This window comes from Mucilaginibacter gossypiicola, assembly GCF_900110105.1.
GTDB lineage: Bacteria > Bacteroidota > Bacteroidia > Sphingobacteriales > Sphingobacteriaceae > Mucilaginibacter > Mucilaginibacter gossypiicola.
In genome coordinates this window covers 402,025-425,409 of the sequence record NZ_FOCL01000002.1, presented here as the reverse complement: position 1 = coordinate 425,409, position 23,385 = coordinate 402,025, and the positions used below count along the sequence as shown (strand labels likewise).

19 protein-coding genes and 1 tRNA gene are annotated in these 23,385 nt (G+C 40.1%); 12 read left to right on the top strand and 8 right to left on the bottom strand.

Features of this window, described 5'->3' with window-relative positions; genetic code table 11:
- Positions 1–10: 10 nt before the first annotated feature.
- Entirely contained in the window at positions 11–1,249 is a 1,239-nt protein-coding gene (locus BMX50_RS07110) for a site-specific integrase (protein WP_091209594.1), read from the bottom strand.
- 633 nt (positions 1,250–1,882) lie between these two features.
- Between BMX50_RS07110 and BMX50_RS07105 the strand changes: the two genes are divergently transcribed.
- Positions 1,883–2,251: a BlaI/MecI/CopY family transcriptional regulator gene (locus BMX50_RS07105; protein ID WP_091209592.1), complete on the top strand. Its 369-nt coding sequence runs from the start codon at positions 1,883–1,885 to the stop codon at positions 2,249–2,251.
- Positions 2,248–4,434: a M56 family metallopeptidase gene (locus BMX50_RS07100; protein ID WP_091209590.1), complete on the top strand. Its 2,187-nt coding sequence runs from the start codon at positions 2,248–2,250 to the stop codon at positions 4,432–4,434. The genes BMX50_RS07105 and BMX50_RS07100 overlap by 4 nt, the downstream gene beginning before the upstream one ends.
- A 220-nt stretch (positions 4,435–4,654) precedes the next feature.
- On the opposite strand, the gene BMX50_RS07095 is transcribed toward BMX50_RS07100, so the two are convergent.
- Both BMX50_RS07095 and BMX50_RS07090 read right to left on the bottom strand, forming a co-directional pair.
- Positions 4,655–5,011, bottom strand: coding sequence for a hypothetical protein (locus BMX50_RS07095; protein ID WP_143065116.1), 357 nt, complete (start codon positions 5,009–5,011; stop codon positions 4,655–4,657).
- A 290-nt stretch (positions 5,012–5,301) separates the two neighbouring features.
- Positions 5,302–5,375 (bottom strand) — tRNA-Asp (locus tag BMX50_RS07090).
- A 299-nt stretch (positions 5,376–5,674) separates the two neighbouring features.
- On the opposite strand from BMX50_RS07090, the gene BMX50_RS07085 reads away from it, so the two are divergent.
- The gene (locus BMX50_RS07085) at positions 5,675–6,001 is read left to right on the top strand and encodes a hypothetical protein (RefSeq protein WP_091209586.1); all 327 of its coding nucleotides are present in this window, start codon (positions 5,675–5,677) and stop codon (positions 5,999–6,001) included.
- A gap of 103 nt (positions 6,002–6,104) precedes the next feature.
- On the opposite strand, the gene BMX50_RS07080 is transcribed toward BMX50_RS07085, so the two are convergent.
- Positions 6,105–7,292, bottom strand: coding sequence for a hypothetical protein (locus BMX50_RS07080; RefSeq protein ID WP_091209584.1), 1,188 nt, complete (start codon positions 7,290–7,292; stop codon positions 6,105–6,107).
- 166 nt (positions 7,293–7,458) lie between these two features.
- On the opposite strand from BMX50_RS07080, the gene BMX50_RS07075 reads away from it, so the two are divergent.
- The 7 genes from BMX50_RS07075 (at position 7,459) to BMX50_RS07045 (ending at position 13,326) form a co-directional block, all read left to right on the top strand.
- Positions 7,459–8,064, top strand: a complete 606-nt coding sequence (locus BMX50_RS07075) for a ParA family protein (protein WP_091209582.1) — start codon at positions 7,459–7,461, stop codon at positions 8,062–8,064.
- 66 nt (positions 8,065–8,130) lie between these two features.
- Positions 8,131–8,403: a hypothetical protein gene (locus BMX50_RS07070; protein ID WP_091209580.1), complete on the top strand. Its 273-nt coding sequence runs from the start codon at positions 8,131–8,133 to the stop codon at positions 8,401–8,403.
- A gap of 181 nt (positions 8,404–8,584) precedes the next feature.
- The gene (locus BMX50_RS07065; protein ID WP_091209578.1) at positions 8,585–8,995 is read left to right on the top strand and encodes a plasmid mobilization protein; all 411 of its coding nucleotides are present in this window, start codon (positions 8,585–8,587) and stop codon (positions 8,993–8,995) included.
- On the top strand, positions 8,962–10,194 hold the full coding sequence (locus tag BMX50_RS07060; protein ID WP_091209576.1) for a relaxase/mobilization nuclease domain-containing protein: 1,233 nt from the start codon (positions 8,962–8,964) through the stop codon (positions 10,192–10,194). The genes BMX50_RS07065 and BMX50_RS07060 overlap by 34 nt, the downstream gene beginning before the upstream one ends.
- 11 nt (positions 10,195–10,205) lie before the next feature.
- Entirely contained in the window at positions 10,206–12,146 is a 1,941-nt protein-coding gene (gene mobC, locus BMX50_RS07055) for a conjugal transfer protein MobC (RefSeq protein ID WP_091209574.1), read from the top strand.
- Between the two features lie 338 nt (positions 12,147–12,484).
- A complete protein-coding gene (locus BMX50_RS07050) occupies positions 12,485–12,958 on the top strand; it encodes a MauE/DoxX family redox-associated membrane protein (RefSeq protein WP_091209572.1) in 474 nt (157 codons plus the stop codon).
- On the top strand, positions 12,955–13,326 hold the full coding sequence (locus BMX50_RS07045; protein ID WP_091209570.1) for a hypothetical protein: 372 nt from the start codon (positions 12,955–12,957) through the stop codon (positions 13,324–13,326). The genes BMX50_RS07050 and BMX50_RS07045 overlap by 4 nt, the downstream gene beginning before the upstream one ends.
- Positions 13,327–13,363: 37 nt before the next feature.
- On the opposite strand, the gene BMX50_RS07040 is transcribed toward BMX50_RS07045, so the two are convergent.
- The 4 genes from BMX50_RS07040 to BMX50_RS07025 form a co-directional block, all read right to left on the bottom strand.
- Positions 13,364–14,869, bottom strand: coding sequence for a TlpA family protein disulfide reductase (locus BMX50_RS07040; protein ID WP_091209568.1), 1,506 nt, complete (start codon positions 14,867–14,869; stop codon positions 13,364–13,366).
- A gap of 20 nt (positions 14,870–14,889) precedes the next feature.
- Positions 14,890–16,272 (bottom strand): RagB/SusD family nutrient uptake outer membrane protein, encoded by a 1,383-nt coding sequence (locus tag BMX50_RS07035; RefSeq protein ID WP_091209566.1) that lies wholly within the window; start codon positions 16,270–16,272, stop codon positions 14,890–14,892.
- A 17-nt stretch (positions 16,273–16,289) separates the two neighbouring features.
- Positions 16,290–19,808 carry a SusC/RagA family TonB-linked outer membrane protein gene (locus BMX50_RS07030; RefSeq protein WP_091209564.1) on the bottom strand — a complete coding sequence of 1,173 codons (3,519 nt, stop codon included), beginning with the start codon at positions 19,806–19,808 and terminating at the stop codon, positions 16,290–16,292.
- Between the two features lie 150 nt (positions 19,809–19,958).
- Complete coding sequence (locus BMX50_RS07025) at positions 19,959–21,071, bottom strand: FecR family protein (RefSeq protein ID WP_167667836.1); 1,113 nt, start codon at positions 21,069–21,071, stop codon at positions 19,959–19,961.
- 287 nt (positions 21,072–21,358) lie between these two features.
- Between BMX50_RS07025 and BMX50_RS07020 the strand changes: the two genes are divergently transcribed.
- Positions 21,359–21,733: a response regulator transcription factor gene (locus tag BMX50_RS07020; RefSeq protein ID WP_091209560.1), complete on the top strand. Its 375-nt coding sequence runs from the start codon at positions 21,359–21,361 to the stop codon at positions 21,731–21,733.
- 552 nt (positions 21,734–22,285) lie between these two features.
- Complete coding sequence (locus BMX50_RS07015; RefSeq protein WP_167667835.1) at positions 22,286–23,290, top strand: hypothetical protein; 1,005 nt, start codon at positions 22,286–22,288, stop codon at positions 23,288–23,290.
- Positions 23,291–23,385 lie beyond the last annotated feature (95 nt).

Here is a 23,385-nt window from a genome sequence, read left to right as displayed (position 1 = left end):
TAGCGCTATTTTAAATCGCACTATTTATCATTTCATCCATTACCGGATCGCCGATGTCATCAAGATAGATATTAGTCGTCTTTAGGTCATTATGACCCAAAGACTGCCCTATCATTTCTTTCGAAATTCCGTTTCTCCTTAAAGCAGTGGCATATGAGTGGCGCGCTACATATGTGGTAACGGTCTTTTCGATACCAACAGATTCCGCAATTTCTTTAATATGGGTGTTTACCATTTTAAGCACTTTTAGCTTGCGATACTTGACAGACTGCGGTGTGTTATGTCTTTTATAAAGAATCGGGAAAATATACCCGGCATCACTATTCCCTTCCATTTCCCGATAATGTTCCAGTATCTTGAAGGCTTCCGGGTGTAACTTGAATTGAAAGTCCTCTTTGGTCTTCGCGCGGGTGTACTGGATTTCCCCATCCTTGATATTTTCCCATTTAAGGCTAGCCAGATCTATAAAATTTAAACCCCTGCAATAAAAACTGAACATAAAATAGTTGCGGGAATTGATCATGGCATCATTTTTTATATCGATCTCTTTACCGGCGATCAGGTCGATCTGGGCTTTGGATATCGCCCTTTTTTTCGTGCGGGGATTATTGTATTTACCAAATGCAAACCCTTTAAAAGGATAGTGGATTTCTGGACAAATCTTATCATTGATTGCCGTTTTAAATAGCGTGCGGAAAGTCCTGAAATAAACACTCCTGGTCGTGGTCGCATTCCCTTTTTTTACCAGGTAGACTTCGTATTTTTTGAGGAAATCCAAGGTGATATTAACAAATGGCACGTCTTTATTGCCGGTAAAATTTTTAAGGCAATTAAGTGTGGATTTATAAGTCGCCGCATAACCCAGCCGTTCCTCGTCAGTTAAACGCTTGATCTCCGATTCAAAGAATTTGAAAAGCGTCTCCGCCTTAATTTCCGGATTCGAATTGGTGACCTTCAGCACGATTGCCTTAATATCATTAAAACTGACGACTGTTTCACTGTCAGCTGCATTCAAAAGATAAAGGTCTATCTTTGTCATGATATTTTTTAACAAAGGATTGAGCGTTTTGCAATCTGCATGGGATTTAAGGACACATTGCCCCTTTTCATCCCAGTTGTTAACTGTAGATGATTTTTTGATGCTGACGAACTGGCTTTGACGGTTGATCGTTATCCTAAGCATGATCGGATATTCACCGTTGTTTAATAGTTTGGCCGTTCTTAATACAATTTTATTAGAAACTGACATACTGCAATCGTTAGTGCAAGGGGTTACCTTGGGTACAACATAGGTACAACAAATGATGTCTAATTTTAATTAAGCAATATTAATTAAAATAATCAACAACTTGTTTGTCAGCAAATTAACAATAATTTAGGAAACTACAAAATGTAAAAAATAGGCGACTTAAAAGCATGGCATGCAAGAGGTCATCGGTTCGACTCCGATATTCTCCACCCTTAAAAAAGGGTTTACGAAATTTCGTAAACCCTTTTTTATTTCAATTTAAGATTGATTTAAGCTTTAAGGAAATTCAACTGGTTAAATCTGTAGAATGTACACGCTTGAATTGACTTAAATTACCATCCAGGTACGAGGGTACTGCCATCTAAAGCTTGCTGATTTCTTTTACTTGATTCGAGCCCACTTTGGGCAGAATGTGCAAGCACGATAAACGCGGCGCTTGCTTTATTTTTTTATATCGTTTATTTCAGAAACTAAAGTAGCGGAAGCGACTACAGTAAATTCAAAATAGGAAAGCATAGGTAGTTTATAGTTATTCAGCGATTCGAGAATCTTAATCGTGATTTAAAACTGAAAAATAAATTGTAAAACTGAAAAAACAGTTGTAAAACTAAAAAATTAGTTTTATGTTTGGTTATGGAAGAATTAACTAAGACAGAAGAGCGGGTTATGCAGGTGATATGGAAGCTAAAGGCAGCTTTTGTGAAAGATATTATCGACGCCCTGCCCGACGATCCAAAACCACCTTACAATACCATATCATCTGTTGTCAGGTTATTGGAAAAAAAAGCCTACGTGGGTTACAAGGCCTACGGCAAAACCTACGAGTACTTTGCATTGATATCAAAATCAGAATACCGTAAAGTGTCATTCAAAAAAATGTTGGCGGGTTACTTTGATAACTCATCAAGTAGCTTGCTGTCTTTTATGGCCAAAGAAGAAAATCTTAGTGCCGATGATATCAAAAAAATCCAGGATATTATAAATAAAAACCAACAACCATGAGCATGCTGACGTATTTGCTGCAGGTGTCGGCCTGTACAGCCGTTTTTTATCTGTTCTATTTTGCTTGTTTGCGTAGGCTTACCTTTTTCAGCCTTAACCGCTGGTATCTGCTGCTTACGCTTATGGCGAGTTTTGGTATTCCATTAATTACCATTCCTGTAAGCTCGGTGCCGCAAATGGTGATCAGGCAACCTGTAATTTACCAATATTATATGGAGCAGCCTCTGCAAGTACAAGCAATAACTCCTACAGTAGCAGAGGCGGCACCGTTTAATTGGATATATCTGTTTACCAATGTTTATTATGTGGCGGCGGTTATCTTTTTCCTGCACCTGTTAGTTACTCTCGTTGTTTTTTGGCGTCGCAGTAAAGGGCAGCAACTTTTACAAATTGGGCATATTAAGGTGATAAAAAGCGCAGACAGCCTCACCAACAGTTCATTTGCCAACGTGGTGTTTTTGAACGATGACGAGCTTGGGCCTGAAGAGGTAAGACAGGTGTTGGCTCACGAGCTGCTGCATGTCAGGTTAATGCACTCGGCCGACAGGATGGTAGCCCGGATTGCACAGGTAGTACTTTGGTTTAATCCTTTTGTGTACTGCTACATTCGCTCTATTGAGGAAAATCACGAGTTTGAAGTTGACCGTATTGCTGCGAATGACGCCGGTAAGAATATATATGCCAGTCTGTTACTTCGGTTGTCGATATCCGCTAACCATGTTTTGTATAATAGCTTTAGTAAAGCCCCGCTTAAAAAGCGCATCGCCATGTTATTTAACCAACCCTCTTCTAATATGAAAAAGATCATTTATGTGCTGCTATTGCCACTGGCAATAGTAAGCTGCCTGGCTTTTGCAAACGTAAAAGGCAAAACCGATGAAAAGGACAAGCGTGTAAGTGCCGTTGGCGACCTGCGTTTGCTTGGCCCGCATCCGCTTGTTATTATTGATGAAAAAGAGTATAAAGATGATATCCTTTACACCATTAGCGGCAGATGTATCTCGTCATCAAGTATAAGCAAATCTGGAGTTGACAAGTATGGAGAAAAGGCAAAGGATGGTGTAGTAGCGATTCTTACTAAAAGGCGGATAATTTTAACCATGACACCGATCGAAAAGGCAAACCTGCTTGAAATAGCGGCCATTCCCAATGGGAAGTTTTATTCAAGACTAAGGTTGAAAAATGACGACGGCAGCGAATATGATGAGGTGTTTTTCAAGATGCCGGGAGGCGGGAGCATGAGCTCGCAGCTTGCCCTGAATGAGAAGCCGGCCCTGGTGTTTGGTAAAAAGATATATTCTGAAGCAGATGTAAATAAACTTGAGCAAATGATTAGAGACCAAAAGCAGACTACTTTTGGCACCGGTTCTACACTTCATGGACCTCAGCCTGAGTTCGGCGTGGATCTGTCGGGGTTTGACAACTATTTTTTCTTTGCCCAGGATACCGTTAAGTTTAGGCAGAAGATAAAACGTACGCAACAGCAAGAGCTTGAGTACGAAAAAGCGCAGAAGAAGGCGGAGAATTTTAGACAAACTGATGAGTATAAACAAAAGGCCGAGCAAACTGAACGTGTAATGGGCAAAGAGCTGCCATACAAAGTAGTTGGGTTTGGCACTTTTGGCCTTGCCGGAAACGGAAGCTGTATTAAACTCGAAAATAATGGCTATGTCTTTTATATGCGTACCAGTTATGGTCAGGAAAAACAGCTGCAAAATAAATTTAAGATTGGCGATGTACTGAATGTTAAAGTGTTTACGGCTGCCATGGGCCAGGGAGAGCCTGTGCAAATACAGCCCGCTACAATTGTTTTTAATGGTGAAAAAATATTCCAGCTTGCAGAAGCTGATCAAATTCCAAAAGTGCCTTTCTTGTTTGAAGCTAACAAGGTTCGTTTTACCGACGGGCAAATCACTTCAATAACCAAATATCCGAATGGAAAATGGAAAAGCGCGGTAGTGGAAGTGGTGAATGGTTATCGTATTAAATTTAATATTAAGCCTGATGCCCCAAGTTTTGAAGGTATTGAGTCTGGCGATCATGTAAGATTTCGTTTTATTGGCGAAAGGAAAACCGGGAGTAAGGAGTATACTGTAAACGACTGGGTAACACTAACAACAGATATAAAAGATTATGGGATCAAAAATCCCGAGCTGTTTTCAAAATACTACGAAAAAGCTTAGTTGGTAAATTCAACAGAACTTTTTGTAACTCTGTTTTCAGAAATGGAAAGCAGAGTTTTTTGTTGAGTGTAATTGAATCTTTCTTGATTCGTCAAGGCATCAAAATCAAGCTGACGATTGGTTTTTTTGAGATATTTATTAACATAAATGCGCGATTGTTCTCTAAGGCAATGGCAAGGCTATGTGCAACCGGAATTGTTACTCCCTGGATTTCTCTTCTTTACCCTACACCGGTACAGGTCCCCAGATCATGATGCTGGTGGTAATCACCTGGCAAAATATAAAAGCCAATAGCACAAACCCGTAAGGTTTGGTACTTAGCTTTTTTTGCCTGAAATAAAGTAGCAGCGAAAGTACGCAAAGGTCTATCAGTATAACGGCAGTTATTTCTGCAACCGGGAAGGGCAGGTGCGTCATAAAAAACAGTAGCCTTGGCAAGGCTCGGATTAATGAAGATGAGGCCGGTGGCTATCATAAATGCGCCATGCTGCTGAAAGTTTTTACGATTGATAACGGCCAGTGTATAAAAAGTGATGAATAAAATGCAATCGAACAAGGCAAATTTAATTTCACTCATTATAAGCATTGGGGTAAGTTTAGCGGGCACTTCCGTTAGGCCTTTCAGTATCATGCTAATCATGGAGCATACAATACTGTAGTTCAACACCTTAAATCGACACAACAAAATGGTAACCTTTTTGGTAACCTTTTCGGACAGGTTCAATATCGCGACCAAAGCCAATTTCGGTCTAAAACGTGCTTATTTGAGTGTATTTGATAGAATTTGGGAGTTAGGTTCGAGTTTCGTCTAATGAAAATAAAAAAAGCCTGTAAGTCAATAACTTACAGGCTTTTTATCATTTTTAGCGGAATGGACGGGACTCGAACCCGCGACCCCATGCGTGACAGGCATGTATTCTAACCAGCTGAACTACCACTCCTCCGTTTGGGGTTGCAAATATACAAACCTTTTTAATTTATGCAAATTGTAAAACGAAAAAAGCTTTAAACGCAAAAAAGCCTCAACTTTTTCAAGTTAAGGCTTTTAGCGGAATGGACGGGACCGTGACCATTCCAGTAATGCTTTATATTACAGGCATTTATATTTTAAGAAACCTATTAGTCACCGTGGAGGTCACGAGTTAACTTTGAGGGGTTTTCAATTGATATAAAGAACTTTTGTTAATTCAAATATACGAATTTGACCCGAACTTTCGGTCATAAAATCTACCTTTATTTTATGATTTACAACCTATATAAAAAAGCAAACGGCGAGGACGCTGGCCAGGTATTGGCGGTCATCGGGCACCATGATACCAATGTTATAGATGCATTTGAGGTATATCGAATAACAAATTTTGATCCTATTCTGGTTGAAGGTTTTAAAGGCAATGATATTAAGGTTTATGGAGCAGGAAGGCCGATTTGGTCAGAGATTACGTGGACACCAAATGAAAAATGGGATTTGATTGATACCGAATTGGATCTTGCAAATGTTGCAGCGGCTATTAAGGCAAACCCATCGCCAGAGGCTATAACATCCTTAATTGGACTCTTTGGACAATAAAACTGTAGATTTTTGTAATTACATAAATACATGACTATGGAATTACAGGTTTACATAATTATGCATTCGCCTAATTGTAGGTCAAAAATCGTAGCAGCCAAATCTATTTAGGAAACTCGGAATCGTGTTGTTCAATTCTTTGTTCATTTTGGAACCATCCGAACTTTGCAATCATAGCATTCAACCATTCCATTGCCTCTGGAGCAATGGGGCCTTCATGTTTTTTAAACAAGCCGAATTTGTACTGTTTTAACTTGTCCGTGACTGCTATAACCACAACATCTTTCTCTCCATATTTATATGCATAAATCTCCGCTGCGAGTTTTACAATCTCATCAACACTCTTTTCTGGCAAATCAGGACTGTAATAAATTACCAAGTGACCGATATCATTATGAACATGATATCTCCTTACAAGGATATCTTTTGAAGTGTTTTGATATTTCTTAATGAGTGAAAAAATATTATTGGCCAGTTGTCTTCGCTCGAACCTGGAGGTATTCATCAATTCTCTTGCTAAACTTTCGCCATCTCGTAGTTTGAGAACTTCTTTGGCTACCATTTGGTCAATGAAATAACTTGACCCATCATTGTCCTTTTTATATTCATAAGCTTCACTTAATATGTATTTCTCCCATGCACCAACACAGGTTGAATTTTCAGGCTCTTCGGTAGAATTGACAAATTCTGGAAACTCGCGGGCATTAGTAACGAATAACGCCAACAGATCTTTTTCTCGGCATTGGTCACTTAACTTAATTTCACTCGACAATAATCTCTCTCTCTTGATCAGATAATCGGTTAAATCATTAATAGTATCCAGTTCGTTGATTATTACTTCAAATGTATCTTTATCAAATATGTTGATAAATCCTTTTCCCTCAACGTAGTCGGACAAATTGTATTTTTCAAATTGTTCACCGACATTAATTGTAATCCTGAATATATGTTGGTAGCGCAGGGGATCAAACTTTTCCAATTCCCGGTCGGGATGTTTAATATAAACCTCTTTTCCGTTTTCAAAAAGTTTCCTGTAGGCTCCATTTAATTGCTTGGTAGATTTTTCAATTACCTTTTTCTGATACTTATCATAATCACCATCATAGTGGTGATTTTTTACAGAGATGATGATTGCAGTATTTCTAAAGAGGATAAGAAGATCGCATATTTCTTTATAGTCCCCATTTTCATCCTTAGGGTTAGGATAACACCAGTACTTCAGGTACGTACCATAGGCAAGTTTCATTACATAAGCTTCACCTTCATCTCCAATTTCCTTATGTGTTTCCATCGAACTACTGTGGTATTGTTAACTTTTTAAAATTTACAGAAAAATGGTATCCGAGTCGGACGAACTCGGAGAACTAAAGGTAGTGATAATCTCACCTTTGCTATGTAATTCTACAATTACAGAATTGAAGAATTATGTATTTACAAACTTTTAGAATTATGTAATTATGGCAAAGATCATCACCATTGCGCATCAAAAGGGAGGTGTAGGAAAAAGCACCATAGCATTAAACCTGGCACTATGTTTTAAAGACCAATTAAACGTAGCATTAGTAGATTCGGATTTGCAGGGTAGTTTATATCATGCAAGGGAAGACTTTCCGGATTTGACAGTTTTAACAGCTGAAAAGGTTAGTGATATTCAGAAAATGGATTTCGACCTTATTATCATTGATACCCCACCCTATTTATCAAACCGGCTCACCGATTTTTTCTTGCTTTCAGATTTTGTGTTAGTTCCAACTAAGGCAGGTTTTTTTGATGTTATGGCTATCCGGTCAACCTTGGCGTTAATCAGGTTTGCTCAGGCTAAAAAGCCAAGTTTAAAAGCAGGCATCGCTCTGAATATGATAAAACACCGTTCCGGGGTTACTAAAGATGTTGCCGGACTTTTAAAGGATATGGGAACACCTGTATTAAAAACGATGGTGCACGATCGTGTAAGCATTACCCGGAGCGCGATAACGGCGGGAATTTTAACAGGTGCCGATCAAAAAGCCAAGGAGGAATTTACATCGCTTGCGGAAGAAGTAGTAGAGTACATAAGTGCATAAATATAGAACTACAGTTTTTTGTAATTACATAATTGCAGGATTACATAAACATATGATTAAGGTGCAATGGAAGATTATAAGAAGAAACTAGGGGGGCTGGCTGACAAGCTAAAAAAAGATCCTCCTAAAACGCCAATTCAAGAAGTACACCCGGTTAAGAGTGTTGAAGAACCTAAAGAAGCCGAGGCCCAACTAAATGTTTGGATACCTAAAAGTCTTCTTAAGCAAATGAAAGGATATGGCATTGATCATGATCTTTCATTAAAGGATATTAATATCCTGGCATTGCAATCCTTCCTCAATATCAACTTAAAGACGTCAACAGAAATAGAGAATTAAATCATCATCCGTCATTATGGACATCACCAGATCATTTGACCTGGCAAGGAATTAAACTGCTGTCTTTTTGCAGTTAGCAAGATGTACGTTTGTACCACAAACGAATCTTGCCTTCCTCCAAAGTCGTCAGGGAAATAGTGATCACACACTCCGAAGTCGGTTTGATCTGATAATTAATATCATGGCAGAGGCTGAAGAAAACAGGTCCAAATGGATCAAGATTAGACTGAAACCCACGGAGCAGGAACTGCTGGAAAAGCGGTACAAGAAAACCACTTTCCATTGTTTAAGTGAATATGCCCGGACGCTATTGTTAGGCAAACCCGTAACGATAATTACCCGCGATAAATCCATGGATGAGGTACTTGAGGAATTAATGCTTTTACGCAGGGAACTTAATGCGGTCGGTAATAACCTTAATCAAGCTGTTAGGAATATCAACAGTGCACGTGGTGATACTGATGACCGGCTTTGGGAAGTTTTGCTTCAGCTAATTAATGGTAAACTCAATCCGAAGGTTTCCGAGATCAAAGACAGGATAGCTAATTATTCACAGTTATGGTCGCAAAAATTGAAAGCGGAAAAAGCTTGATCGGCGCATTACATTATAATGAGCGAAAGGTCAAAGCGGGTAAGGCTAAACTGATCATGGCGCAATTATATCCGAACGAGCCAGGTCATTTATCTTTTGACGAAAAGCTTTTCAGATTAACTGACTTAGCATCGCGTAATTTCAGAACAAAAACAAACACCGTCCATTTATCGCTGAATTTTGATCTGAGTGAGAACCTTACCCCGGAAACACTTTGCCAGATTTCTGAGAGTTATATGGATAGGATCGGCTTTGGGCAACAACCGTTTTTGGTTTATCAGCATTTTGACGCTGGTCATAACCATATCCACATACTAACCACCAATGTAGATGCTGATGGTACAAGAATCAGCCTGCACAATATAGGCAAACTTAAATCAGAACCTGCGAGGAAAGCAATTGAATTAGAGTTTGGCCTGGTGAAAGCGGAAGAACAACTGAAAGCATCGCAAAACATTCAGCAAATAAAACCTCTGATCTATGGTATGATTGACACCAAAAGAGCAATGACCAACATTGTAAATCATGTTGCACAAGCCTATAAGTTTACCAGCCTTCCGGAATTTAATGCAGTGTTAGCAGGTTACAATGTCATGGCCGACAGAGGGCCAAAAGAAACAGTAATGTTCAATCAAGGTGGATTAAGATATTGGGCTTTGGATGAGAATGGCGTCAAAACAGGCATTCCCCTCAAAGCCAGTTCGCTTTATAAAAAACCAACTTTGAAATTATTAAATGAACGATTCAAGTTAAATGAATTTCTACGGAAGCCATTTAAAGGGGCAATTAGTAAATCAATTGATAAGGCACTCGCAAAATCGACAAGCCACCAGTGCCTTAAACAGCACCTCGCTGGCGACAATATTGAATTACTCATTCGCAAAAATCCGGAAGGTCGGATTTACGGGTTAACATTTATTGACCACCAAAATAAAGTGGTGTTTAACGGCAGTGATCTTGAAAAAGGTTATAGTGCAGCTGCCATAGAAAGCACTTTTAAAACTAACCGGAAACCGCAGGCGGAAATAGATACCGCTATGTTGAGCCAGGTTGCTGCAGGAGGCCAAACCAACAAGCAAGAATTAACATCAACCAGCTTTGACTTGTTGGGCGATTTACTAAATCCGGTAGACCAGTCGAATTCACAAAATCTGTTTGAAAAGAAAAAGAAGAAAAAACGCAAAAAGCTCAGGCTCTAAAAATTACAGCTATGCAAACAGGAGAGAACGAACAAGCGCTCAGGAAAATCACCGACTTTACCAGGTTCTTAGCCGTCGTGATTTTAATGCTACATTTTTATTTTAGCTGCTATGCAGCATTTCGGGAATTGCATTTAACACATAAAGTTACCGATCATATACTGGTGAATATTTTTAAGCTATCATTCTTCGGAAATGGTTTGCTGACCAAATCGGTGGCCCTGTTACTTCTGATCGTATCCCTTATCGGCACCAAAGGTAAAAAAGATGAAAAAGTTAAATGGGCCAAAAACATCATCTATGCGGGTATTGGGTTAGGTATCTATTTCTTTTCAGGAATTTTGTTGCATTGGAAACTTGCCTTGTTGACCATAGCGGGTTTATATCTCTCATTAACCTCTATAGGTTTTTTATTGTTCCTGGCAGGGGTAAGTAAGATGTTCCGCATCATTCGTCTCAAATTGACTACGGATATTTTTAATGCGGAAAATGAAACCTTCCCCCAGGAAGAGCGAAAATTGGAAAACGAATATTCAATTAATCTTCCAGCGCAATATAATTATAAAGGCAAAAGACGAGACAGTTGGATAAATGTAATTAACCCATTCAGAGGATCACTAATATTAGGCACACCTGGTGCGGGTAAATCTTACTTTGTAATAAGGCATATAATTACCCAGCATATTAAAAAGGGTTTTAGCATGCTCATATATGATTTCAAATTTGATGACCTTTCTATTATCGCTTATAATGCTTTGTTAAAATATGCGGGCAACTATAAAAAAAAGCCAAGTATTTGGTTCATCGATTTTGATAATATTAAACATCGGTGCAATCCGCTTGATCCCGACCGAATGGAAGACATCACAGATGCCATGGAATCTTCACGAACTTTTATGTTAGGCCTGAACCGCGAGTGGAAAAAAAAACAGGGGGACTTTTTTGTGGAATCACCGATCAACTTTGTTACCGCCTTATTCTGGTTCCTGAAAAAGTATGAGAACGGTAAGTATTGCACGCTACCTCACGCAATTGAATTAGCGCAGGTGGATTATGAAAACCTCTTTGCATTATTACAAAAGGAGCCTGAAATTGAGGTGTTAATCAATCCCTTTATATCTGCATGGAAGAATGAAGCCTACGACCAATTGGAAGGGCAAATTGCCAGTGCTAAAATTAGTATGGCCAGACTGGTATCACCTGCATTATATTACGTGCTTAGCGGGAATGATTTCTCACTTGATTTGAACAATCCGGAAGAGCCAAAAATTATTTGTCTGGGTAATAATCCGTTAAAGCAGCAGGTTTATGGCGCGGTATTAAGCCTGTATATTTCGAGAGGGATTAAGCTGGTCAATCAAAAGAACAAGCTAAAAAGCAATCTAATATTCGATGAGTTTCCAACGATATATTTCAACAACATCGACAGCCTGATCGCAACAGCCCGTAGCAATAAGGTAGCTACCACTTTAGCAGTGCAAGATTATAGTCAGTTAAAGAAAGACTATGGGCGGGAACAAGCTGAGGTAATTATGAATATTGTCGGTAACATTATCTCGGGGCAGGTAACTGGTGACACGGCTAAACAGTTGAGTGAGCGATTTGGCAAAATTATGCAGGAGCGTCAAAGCGTTTCTATCAACAGCCAGGATACTTCAATCAGTAAATCCACGCAATTAGATTTCGCGATACCGGCCTCCAAAATTTCAACCCTTTCGTCCGGTGAGTTTGTGGGCTTGGTAGCCGATAACCCAGATGAAAAAATTGATCTTAAAGTATTTCACAACTCAATTATCAATGATCACGATGCTTTAAAGATCGAGGCTGATAATTACAAGCCTATACCGGCTATCAGAAAAATTGATAATGAAACTTTAACCGCCAATTATTTTTCAATAAAGGCAGACATAGAGGAAATTATTCGAAAGGAAATTCCCGCGAAGGCTGGGTGATGCATTACAACCAGGGGTGGTAAGGGGTGGTAATTAATATGACGCTTATCGATAAATTTTCCCAACTGCTATCCTTTAATAACAGCAGAGATTGACGGTTATACTGATCTCTCTTTGTAAAAGAATGCGTTTTTAGTAACCACCCATTTCTAACTGTTTCTGCTTTTCATTTCATCGTTCCTTTGATCTGTAAACCCAAAAACTTACCGCTTACCGGCCCCTGGGTAATACAAAAAGAAAGGAACTTCTGTGACAAAGAAAAACGGAACAAGATTTCGCGGGTTACGCACCCGCAGGTAATGGATTTTACCAGTTATTAACAGCAAAGCCAATAGATTATGAATTCATTAACCTTAACCATAAACTCATACCTAACTTCAAATAAAAAGGAACTGATCATTTCGATAGTAAAGTATCTATGCCTTTTCCTATTTATTTATACTGCCTATGCCAAATTAGCCGATCATGACCGATTTTATAAGGGTTTGACCAAGGTACATTTGGTTAGTGGCTATGCGATGGTAATCTCTTACCTCGTGCCCGCTATTGAGATACTGATCTCCATTCTACTGATCATTCCCAATACCGTGAAAATAGGTTTGATTTCATTTATGACGACGATGACAGCGTTCACGGTCTACATTATCTGTGCGATGATCTGGGAGCCAAAACTTCCTTGTCATTGTGGCGGCGCTATCGAAAAATTAAGCTGGATGCAGCATATATGGTTCAATCTCGCATTTATAATACTGACTATTATAGCGCTCTGGCTATTAAACTTTAGTAAATCTTTAAAAAAACAAGTATCATGAAAAATTTCAAACAAATCGCTTTTGGCCTGATGGTAGGCGCATTAGCACTGGGTTTTAGCGCTTTTACTAGTGCAAGTAAAGTCCCAACAGGTCCCAAATTTTTTGTGCCAAAAGGTGCAAAATTGAGTATCACCGCTAATTTTTTGAATCAACCGACTTTGGACAGCTTTGCGCAGTTAGCATCCACACCTAACTTTTCGGATTGCAAAGGAACTTCCGACCGGTTGTGCGTTTACGATGTTACTGCCGACGGAAAGGCAAACATTCCGAACCAAGGTTCTTATACTAAGTCAGAGATTGACACCTACCTGGCTAATGATTGGATAGAACCTGATGCAAGCGCCTCTAACGCCCAATACCACCCGTAAAAGGTAAAACGAGGCCAAGAAATTCTTGGCCTCGTTTTTATAAATTGTTGTCAATCATTTTTAAAAATGCATTTTCATCTATTCGCGGATCAGGCGGGTTTGCGCTAATTAGTGTCCCCTTTTTTGAAATCAGAAATAGGGTTGGATATTCCTGTATGTTATAGGCTCTGATAAACTGAGATTGCCCATTTTTTCCCTCCAATAGGTTCAGTTCATCCGGGGAACTGTATAGCTCTGATTTCAGACTATGTATCCAAACTTCTCTACTCCTATCTATGCTTAACGATGCAAATAGCACCTCAGGATTATCTTTGTACTTTTTCATTATTGATTTCAGCTTTTCTGCCATTTGTAAGCAACCGTGACATCCGCTAAACCAAAAATCAAGTACAATCAATTTTCCGCTTATAGATTTTAAGTCTACCAATTGTCCATTTTGATCTAAAAATTGAAACCCCTTGATTTGAGCACCAAAACCCTTTAGTTTCTTGATCGCAACCATTGAATTTTTAAATGATCCGGGTTTAGCTCCTTGTATAGCCTCATCTAAGAAATTTATATAATCATCCTGGTGTTGATCAACATCCCAAAATGCAAGTAGTTTAAGTTTATCTTTTAGCGAACCGGAGGCGAAATCTCTATTGATAACACTATTCATAAATGAAAATTTAAAATCTTTAAAAAAGCTTTCGCCTGTTTTTGCGTTCGCTGCAATCACGCCGGTCCTTTCCTTGAAAAGCAGGTAATCACCAAATTCATAAGAGCAGAGTAATATTGATATATTTTCAGACTCAGCCTCCCTTTGTCCGAAATGTTTATTGTAAAAGCGCAATGCAGCAGGGTATTGTTCCTCCAAATGATTGGCAAAAGCTGAATAGGGAAATCCCAAAATCATTTTATTATTGTTCGCCATACAATCGGTTTCTAATACCTTAAGTTCCACAGGATCTAAATATTCAGCGTAATGATTGATTACGGCGGAATGTAGTCTGTTAAGTGAATCCCGTTGGACAATTAAAGATTCAAATGCAGCATCATATTGTTTTAAGTTCGAATAATAATTAAACGATTTATTGTTGATGCCATCATTACAATTTAGACGGTACTCGCAAGTATACTTAGCGGCATCTTTTCCTTTAAATTTCAAATCATTACTGGAATTGGAAAATTCAAATTTTAAGGAATCCTTATCTGCTACAAGAAATAAGTTACGGCTATATTCAAGTTGCGGGACTGGTTGATTTTTATCATCTAAGCCCAGGAGACGAACATAACTTAACTGTGCCGGTAAGGGGATTTTGAAGTAATTTAATTGCCTGTTAATTTCAAAACGTAGTGTTGTTGTCGGAGTTAAGCTGCTATTTACATCACTTTTTTCGATGGTTGCTTCAATAAATTTAAGACGATTTTGAACTTGGTCTTTTATTATAATGGATAGGGTTGCAAACGACTGAGATTCATTTTGGTGAGCTTTTGCTGATAAGGCCATTGTTAGTAAAAAGACAAGCCAAATTTGCCTTTTTATTGTTTTACTAGTTTTCATACGATTGGATTTTCAATTAGCTAGCGGGGATTTTGTTGAATACCGGATATAGCGATTTCATCAGCTGGTATAGGAAATACCCATCGATTATCATTAGCCGGAAGGGAATAAATTTGGCCATTAACGGTACGGGTCAATGTAATATTCGCACCGTCAACGTTCAGCCTTTTCAAGTCGGCCCATCTTGTTTCTCTCCAAATCAGTTCTTTTTGCCTCTCTAACATTACTTTGTTGAGAGCATCACTTGCTGAAGTTGAGGCCAAAGGGACAAACGTTCCAGTTTTGAAGCGATTGATAAGTAATTTGTTGAGCATATCCATCGCCTGACTGGCCTGGCCCTCGCGCGCAAGGCATTCTGATTTTATCAGATACAATTCATCTGTGGCTAAACCAGTGAAAGGATATCCATTAACACCATTGTAGCCCGCTTTTTTGTAGTAAGTATTGTCGGGGAATTTCCCGAAAAAAATCGACAGCCGAAGGTCATTTGAAGAATATAAATTTATCAGGGTCGGAGGTATTTTTGCAATCCCAGGAAAGTCACCAACCGGTGTGAAATCACCATAAGCTACAACTTGACTGGTATTAAAAATTAACTCATCGTTTGTCGTTGAAAAAGGAGTTGACTGATTTTGGTCGACCGTATTGTAATCAATTAACGTGTTATAAGAATTTAGTGCAAGATCAACATTGGTTTCAGCCATTTGATAATTTCTCATGTCCAAAAAAATGCGTGCCAGCAACGCATATACGGCCGTTTTGAATGGCCTGTTCAAATTATTTGATGGCCGGGCGGACGGTAGTGAGTTTACGGCAGCGGCAAGATCGGTGAATACTTGGCTGAATGACTGTTCTAAAGTAGCCCGCTGCTGCAGCTTATCGATTCCTGAAGTCAATCTTAATGGAATTCCAAGGTCGCTGCTTGCAGTGGAATTATTGTATGCCTTACAAAAGTTGCGGATAAGATCATAATTGCAGTAGGCCCTGTCAAACAGCGCCCAGCCTTTGATAAATTGCCCTTGAGCAGTGTTGATGCTGTCGGATTTTGCTAGTTTGTCCAGTACACTATTGCAGTAAAAGACCTCCGTATAGAGTTTATTCCAGTCAGCGATTCCAACGTCGCCACCGTAAGGGTCCTTAGACCATATGTAAGCATTACGCTCGGTTGCAGAACCTGTTGACCAATCTGCATCGCTCAGAACATATTCATCTGCGGAAAGTTGGCCTAATCCGCCGGTCACATTCATGACAACGGTATTATCCAATATATATTGAAAATCGGTTAAAGTGACCGGTGTGCTGATACTTGATGATGGTTTTTTATCTAAAAATTCCGATTTACGGCATGCGAATAGCATTACTATACCGAAGTTGAGTAGCAGCAGCAATTTCTTATTATTCATGGCTTTTTGAGTATTAATTATAAATCTGTTTTTAACCCGATTGAGAGAGTTCTTGGAAGTGGGGTTCCGGTAGGATAATCAGGATCAATCCGCTCTTTATTGGCTCTCCAAAGAATTCCGATATTATTTAGGTAAGTGAATAGGTTAATGCTTTTAACTGCGCTGTTGGAGTGCAGCTTTACCGTATAACCCAATCGAAGATCTTGAATCCGGATATGATCCCCACGTTCCACCAGGGCGTCAGAATACGTATATAAATTTGTTCTGGACGCATTGGCAGGGTAGATCAATGACGGCACATTTGTAACAAGCTCGTCGCCTGGATTTTGCCACCGCTTATTATAATCTGCCTGCTGATAACTGCTAAGCCCCCCGGCATTGGAATAGAGAGAATTATTATTTAAAGAATTTCGCCGAAAATAATATCCCAGCTTGTAGACTACATTCAACGAGAGATCGAATTCTTTAAACGCAAACGTATTTCTGATACTGCCAAAATAAGTTGGAGATGCCGATCCCTTGTACACTAATTGGGTCCGGTCAGTCGAGTTCATAATGGAACTGTAATCCGTGCTGATTTTACCATTGAGAAATCCCTGGGGATCACCGGTACTATTAAGTCCCGCATATTTAAAACTAAATATGGCATAATAGGGAAACCCTGGAAGCGGATTATTATAGTTTGAAGAAACAACATTTAGATTGGTCCCATTACTTACATCATACTTAGTAACAATACTCTTGACATGACTCAATAATAAAGTTGTTTTCCAGATTAAAGGGCCTGTTAGGTTGATGGTATTGATTTGTATATCCAGGCCCTTTGTTTTGGTATTGGCTGAATTTCCTGTGAATAAGGAAACCCCGGTTTGAGGAGCGGTGGGACTGCTTCCAATTAAGTCTTCCCCCTTCTTTTGATAGTAATCGATGCTTCCGAAAATCCGATCATTTTTTAAACTGAAATCGACTCCAAGGTCAATGTTCCGGTCTTTTTCCCAGCGTAACGAAGGATTTGGGGGATTAACGATTTGGCTATATGGGGCATTGTAAAGCGTTGCTGCCTTTCCCTGGACGGCGGTTAGATAGGCGGATACGCTGGTATTGACATTACCAGTATATCCATAAGTCGCCCTGATTTTCAATTTGGGCAACCATTCAGCTTTGTAAAAAGACTCCTTATCTATAATCCATGCTAATCCGGCACTCCAAAGCGGTATTCCTTTTTGATTTTCAGAAACGCCAAATAAATTCGATTCATCCCGTCGACCGCTTAATGAAGCAATATATCTTTCATCATAAATATAGGAACCATTGAAAAACTCGGAGACAAACCTGTTGGTGATCCCCAACTGCGAGGCGTTGGGACTGATCCTTGCCGTAGTCGAATTGTAGAAATATTTGTATAAACTGACAAAATTCAATGATGAGTTGAGATTGGTAGAGGTTTCAGGATTATAGCCATATAAGGCATTCGAATTGTTAAAATTATTATAGTTATCAATTTCAGTTCCTGCGATTGCGTTTAACGCGTGTTTGCCCCACTCTTTCTCATAACTTAATTGAAACCTGCCATCATTCGAATGAATGTCTGTTTGACTGGTATTCAATATTCCACCGATTGGAATTGGGTTTGTTATGTCTCCTGTTGATGTATTTAGCTGGGCATAGGTGTTTATCAGATTGCGGGCATAAAAAGATTGCAATTCATTTAAGTTATTAATGGCAGACTGTCCCCTTTCATAAGAATAAAGTAGAGATGCCTTTAGACTTGGCAATACTTTAAAGGAAAGGGAGAAATTGAGTCGGATGTCATTCTGATTGTTAATTGTATTGCTGTAATTATTACGCAACTCATCTAATGGCTCATACAGCCAATTCAGTAACTTTCCGTTACCAGCGGTTGAGGCATAGGAGATTCTAAGCGTATTGGCAATTGGCAATGGCTGCCCATTTGAATCAGCAATTTGCAGGTATGGGTAAGTAGGACTATACAATTGGCCATTATTTGTTTTGCTGCTCGTATAAGTTAGACTGGAAAATAGTTCAAGTCTGTTCGCTAAAAAATAGTAAGTGTTAGCTGCGTTAACGGTTACCCTGGAATAATCACTGTTTACTAAATTATTGAGGTTTTTATCATAACCGGCTGATAAGTAAAATTTTTGAGTAGAACTTCCCCCACTTATACTGGTCAGATATTGCTGGTTGACAGATGGCCTGTAATAATATTTGCGGATTTGATCTCTTACGTCGAGCCCCTTTAAGGCGTTTATTTGTTGCAAAGAATCTGCTGCAGAGATAGTGCCATTTTTCTTTGCATAAAATATTTGAACTGCAGGTGGTATAGCAGAGTAGCCATTATTATTAATTGAATTAAAAGCGCCTTTTCTAAAAAGAAACTGCTGTACGTTAATATAATCTTCTGAACTAAGTTGGGGAGTATAAAAAAGGTCAGGCCTTTCGCCTATGGTGGTTGTTGCATTAAAACTTACTGTAGTCGGGCGGTTAAGCCGGCCTTTCTTTGTTGTTATAACAATGACACCATTACCGCTACGTGAACCCCAGGCTGAAGCTGCTGCAGCATCTTTAAGTATAGAGATATTCTCAACATCGTTGGGATTTATATTTGATAAATCGCCATCATACGGAAAATTATCAATTATGATAAGCGGGTTTGCGTTTGAAAAAATAGTTGCTCTTCCTCTAATTTCGATATTTGCTTGTCCGAACTGATGTGCGTTATTGTTATTAAAGATAAGTCCGCTTGTAACGCCATTAAGCCTATCCAAAATGGCGGTGGAAGTCGACCTGTTAAGTAAATTATTATCTACCTGGGTGAAGCTTCCTGTTGAGCGCTCTTTTGGAATGAGCTGATACCCTGTTGAAATCACGCTTACTTCATTCAATTTTGAAGCAATTGGGAATAGCTTAATAAGCAAGGTTGTATTGTTCTCCGTTGCGGTGAAAGTATAAGCGCTGTAGCCGATAAATGTGACCTGAATTTGATCGCCGATATTTGCTTGTAATGTAAACTCGCCGGCAGCATTGGCCGTTTGTGTTACACCATCTGATAAGTTTCTTAAAGTGGCTCCTGGTAAAGGTGATCCAAGGGAATCAATGACTTTTCCGCTTATTGTTACCGGAGTGACAACCGTTTTCGTTCCTGCAGAATTAGCTTCAGGTTTGTGGGAAACTATCACCATCTTTTCTTGCAGAACGTACTGCAGGGGTTGGTCGGTAAAGATGTTATCTAATACGGTTTTTAAAGGCTGGTTTTTAACATCAATGTTAACCGGTTTTGCTGCTTTCAATACACTGTTCGAAGCGAGGAAATCATAGCCGGTTTGCTTATTGATATCGAGGAATACTTTCTTCAACGACGCATTCTTTTCGGAAAGCGTAACATTTTGCGCTTTGGTAAAAGCGCTGGCCTGGAGTATAGTGAAGATGGTTAAAATTACTATAGTCTTCATTATACGTAAGCCTTGGATAGCGCGCAGGGGAATACGTGCTTTACTTTTAGGGTAAAACTTATACATTTGTAATACATGGGTTTAACCGGCTCCATTCATTTTCGAGATGTGGGCAGCCGTGTTGGTTAATAGTTTATAATTATTGATCGCCTATATAAGTCAGGGGTACCGGTTACAGCCGGCACCCTGGCTTTAATTAACTATACTGATCCTTTCTTACTTCATGACGGTGATCCTCCTTCCCTCCAATCTGAAATGGACAGTTTGAGTAGCCTCCAGTGCTTTGATCACCTGGCTGATATTTTTATTCCGAGACACCCGGCCGTTCAGGCCTTCGTCTGAAATATTGCCTTCATATCTTACGTCGACATCGTACCACCGGGATAGCTTGCGCATAATGCTGCTGACCGTTTCATCATCAAATTGGAAATAACCGTTTCTCCACGCCAGCGCTTCTTCGGTATCAACCGGCTTAACATCAAGCTGATGGCCGTTCGCTACTGATTGTTCACCAGGCTTTAAGAACATTGGAGTAACGTTTCCTAATAGGCTGACTTTTACACGGCCTTCCAGCAAGGTGGTTTTTATCGATGGTTCATCCGCATAGCTGCTGATGTTGAAATGGGTGCCTAATACTTCGACACGCTGGTCACCTGAGATCACGATGAATGGATGTTCGGCATCTTTGGCAACCTCGAAATAGCCTTCGCCGCTAAGCTTGACAATACGGTTTATCCCATGACTAAAGGAAGTGGGAAACGTAAGGGAGGATGCGGCGTTCAGCCAGACCTGTGAACCGTCTGGTAATTTGATCTGCCATTGTCCGCCGTTAGGGGTAGTGATTGTATTTTGCTCAGCTGTCGCTTGATTACCCGAATAATCAAATACTACCTGCCCGGATTGCGCCTTGACGATCTTTATGCCTTGCTGCTGGTACAACCGGCCGTTGGTCGCATCGGATAGATTTAAATGCCGGCCGTTGGCGAGGGTTAATACAGCCTTATTAGTTCCTGGCGGCAGGTCGTTCGCCAGTTGTGAGGCTTTTCCGGGATTGCGGTTGACAAAGAATAGCATGGTTACGGTGAATAGGATGCCGATAAGGATGGCTGCCGCGGCCAGCCGGATGCCGATATTAAAGAATTGCCCCTGATTGCCGGGTAAGCGCCGGAATATTTCGGCTTTGGCGGCTTTGATACTTTTCCCGTTTAATTGATAAGCTTCCTTTTCATTATATTGAAGGTACCAGGCTTCCAGCAAAGCGCGTTCTTCTTCAGTGGCAGTGCCGTCATTATATTTAGCAAACAGTGTTTTTAATTCCGCTTTGTTCATGGTAGGTTTCCCTTTTATAACCATGGCGGCAATCACGTGTAATTGAGGAACGGAGAGTGAAGATTTTTTGAAAATAAGTGTAAATAATCTCTTTTAATGAAACTGTTTTCTCTCTTTAGTGGGACTCCGCAATTCCCTGAACGATAAACAAAGGCTAAGACTTCAGTATTGCAAGTATTAGGAATTCCAAAAAGTTATCCTGAACTTGCATGGGTATGGTTTGATCATCCTGACGACGATTCATCGCTTTCAGCTTTTTCGGCTTACCGCCATACTGAAAGCGTTTTATGAAAAAGATCTTGTTAGTCGATGACAATTTGGATATCGTCCAGATCGTTGAAGAAGTGCTGGCTTATGAAGGCTTTGAGGTTAAGGCTGAGATGAGCGGTTACGGTTTAATTGCAATAGCCGAGGAATATCTACCGGATCTTGTTATACTTGACTATCGTTTGGGCGATGGCAACGGCGGCGAACTATGCCAGCAAATGAAAACCTGCACCGCTCTAAAACATATTCCTGTTATTATTTTTTCGGCTTACATCCAACCAGGTTCCGACCTGAGTGATTTCGGTTGCGATGAAGTGATCCTCAAACCTTTTGATTTGGAGGTACTGGCCGAAACGGTTAAACGTTTGCTGTACCGAAATGCAGTTAAATTATAGTCTAATATGCGCAGGTTGTTTTAGCATATTTCTTTTCTTTGGGGCAGCTTGTGCAAGTTGCCTGTTAGCCTTCACTTTTTAAACAGATGCATGACCATCTCCCATTATGGAAGTTGCGCAAATGCGATTGCCAACATGCTTAACTTTATGTTCTTCATATTTTTGATCTTTTAAGGGTTAAAGGCTACGTAAGGCGTATTAATGCCCGTATCGTAATAACCACCGGGAAAGCTGGCTATCATCAGACCGTCTCATAAAGTGAAAAATCGAGTTATTAGCGAGTCTGTCCCTGCAAATCGTCGAATCAATATACAAAAAACGGATGAAAGATATACCCTCAGCCCATCGGATCGAATTATATGATCTTCATTTATATTCTCGCTGGACTGCGGACCTTGGCTGTATTGTTAACGTGATTTGAAATGAAACGAAGTTAGTATCTTCGTTCTTTAGAACCATATGTTCTTGCTATTGGTCAATTTGCCAATGTTAACCTTAAATTTTATGAAAAAGCTTTTAGCTGGATTGACGCTGTTAGTAATATCGCTGTCTTTGTCATCTCATGCCGTGATCAACAGCAACAGTCTCGGGAAAGGTCAGCAACCTCAGGTCAGCGTAGACAATGCAGGCACCGTCCGGATCGTGTTTGGATCGGATGATCAGGTATTCTGCGCGACTTCAAAAGACCATGGGCGCACTTTTTCCAAGCCGGTTTTAGTGGCGAAAGTGCCTGGAATGCATTTGGGCATGTCCCGCGGGCCTCAACTGACGAGTTCCGCCCGGTATTCTGTCATTACTGCGATGGATAAAGCCGGTGATATACACTGGTTCAAACTCGATCACACGACTGACAGATGGCAGGCGATGGGTGTTGTTAATGATTTAAAAGAATCTGCGCCGGAAGGCCTGATGAGCATAGCGGCCGACAAAAGCGATAATTTTTACGCGGTGTGGCTGGATACAAGAACCGGTAAGCATAACCAGATCTATTTTTCATCGCTAAAAGCGGCACAAAAGAATTGGTCGAAAAATGTGCTGGCATACCAATCTCCCGACCAGCATGTTTGTGAATGTTGCAGACCGACTATTGCAGTACAGGGCCCCGTTGTAGCTATCATGTTCCGGAACTGGCTGAATGGCTCGCGCGATCTCTACGTTACCCGTTCGTCAAACCAGGGAAAGACGTTCGCCGGAGCAGAGAAGCTGGGCCTTGATACCTGGAAGCTGAATGGTTGCCCGATGGATGGTGGCGGGCTATTTATAAATGCTTCAAATACTATCCAAACGACATGGCAGCGCAAAGGCATGATTTATTACTGTCAGCCGGGTCAGCCGGAAGTTTTTGTGAGCAATGGCAGAAACTGCGCTATGGCGGGCAGCGGGGCAACAAGTGTGATAACTTATCAGGAAAATGATACGCTAAAAGTATTTTCCCTGAAAAACAAAATCACCCAGCTGGTCGGAAACGGCACTTTCTTGAGGTCTGCCATTCTGACCAACGGAAAAGTAGTTTGCGCCTGGGAGCAGGATAACAGCATTAAGTTTAAAAGCATCTAAAACCGGGGCCTGCAAATTTGCACTGACCAGATTTAGATAAAACATGTAACTATCTAAGTTCAATTGCGTTAAACAGCGTCTAAATTGATTCCGCT

Bases quoted from the DNA above. Each gene is read 5' to 3' on its own strand.
- BMX50_RS07110 (WP_091209594.1), bottom strand. From the start codon at position 1,249: ATGTCAGTTTCTAATAAAATTGTATTAAGAACGGCCAAACTATTAAAC.
- BMX50_RS07100 (WP_091209590.1), top strand. From the start codon at position 2,248: ATGAGCATGCTGACGTATTTGCTGCAGGTGTCGGCCTGTACAGCCGTT.
- BMX50_RS07035 (WP_091209566.1), bottom strand. From the start codon at position 16,272: ATGAATAATAAGAAATTGCTGCTGCTACTCAACTTCGGTATAGTAATG.
- BMX50_RS07070 (WP_091209580.1), top strand. From the start codon at position 8,131: ATGGAAGATTATAAGAAGAAACTAGGGGGGCTGGCTGACAAGCTAAAA.
- BMX50_RS07050 (WP_091209572.1), top strand. From the start codon at position 12,485: ATGAATTCATTAACCTTAACCATAAACTCATACCTAACTTCAAATAAA.
- BMX50_RS07105 (WP_091209592.1), top strand. From the start codon at position 1,883: ATGGAAGAATTAACTAAGACAGAAGAGCGGGTTATGCAGGTGATATGG.
- BMX50_RS07045 (WP_091209570.1), top strand. From the start codon at position 12,955: ATGAAAAATTTCAAACAAATCGCTTTTGGCCTGATGGTAGGCGCATTA.
- BMX50_RS07020 (WP_091209560.1), top strand. From the start codon at position 21,359: ATGAAAAAGATCTTGTTAGTCGATGACAATTTGGATATCGTCCAGATC.
- BMX50_RS07085 (WP_091209586.1), top strand. From the start codon at position 5,675: ATGATTTACAACCTATATAAAAAAGCAAACGGCGAGGACGCTGGCCAG.
- BMX50_RS07025 (WP_167667836.1), bottom strand. From the start codon at position 21,071: ATGAACAAAGCGGAATTAAAAACACTGTTTGCTAAATATAATGACGGC.
- BMX50_RS07095 (WP_143065116.1), bottom strand. From the start codon at position 5,011: ATGAGTGAAATTAAATTTGCCTTGTTCGATTGCATTTTATTCATCACT.
- BMX50_RS07075 (WP_091209582.1), top strand. From the start codon at position 7,459: ATGGCAAAGATCATCACCATTGCGCATCAAAAGGGAGGTGTAGGAAAA.
- BMX50_RS07040 (WP_091209568.1), bottom strand. From the start codon at position 14,869: ATGAAAACTAGTAAAACAATAAAAAGGCAAATTTGGCTTGTCTTTTTA.
- BMX50_RS07060 (WP_091209576.1), top strand. From the start codon at position 8,962: ATGGTCGCAAAAATTGAAAGCGGAAAAAGCTTGATCGGCGCATTACAT.
- mobC (WP_091209574.1), top strand. From the start codon at position 10,206: ATGCAAACAGGAGAGAACGAACAAGCGCTCAGGAAAATCACCGACTTT.
- BMX50_RS07065 (WP_091209578.1), top strand. From the start codon at position 8,585: ATGGCAGAGGCTGAAGAAAACAGGTCCAAATGGATCAAGATTAGACTG.
- BMX50_RS07030 (WP_091209564.1), bottom strand. From the start codon at position 19,808: ATGTATAAGTTTTACCCTAAAAGTAAAGCACGTATTCCCCTGCGCGCT.
- BMX50_RS07080 (WP_091209584.1), bottom strand. From the start codon at position 7,292: ATGGAAACACATAAGGAAATTGGAGATGAAGGTGAAGCTTATGTAATG.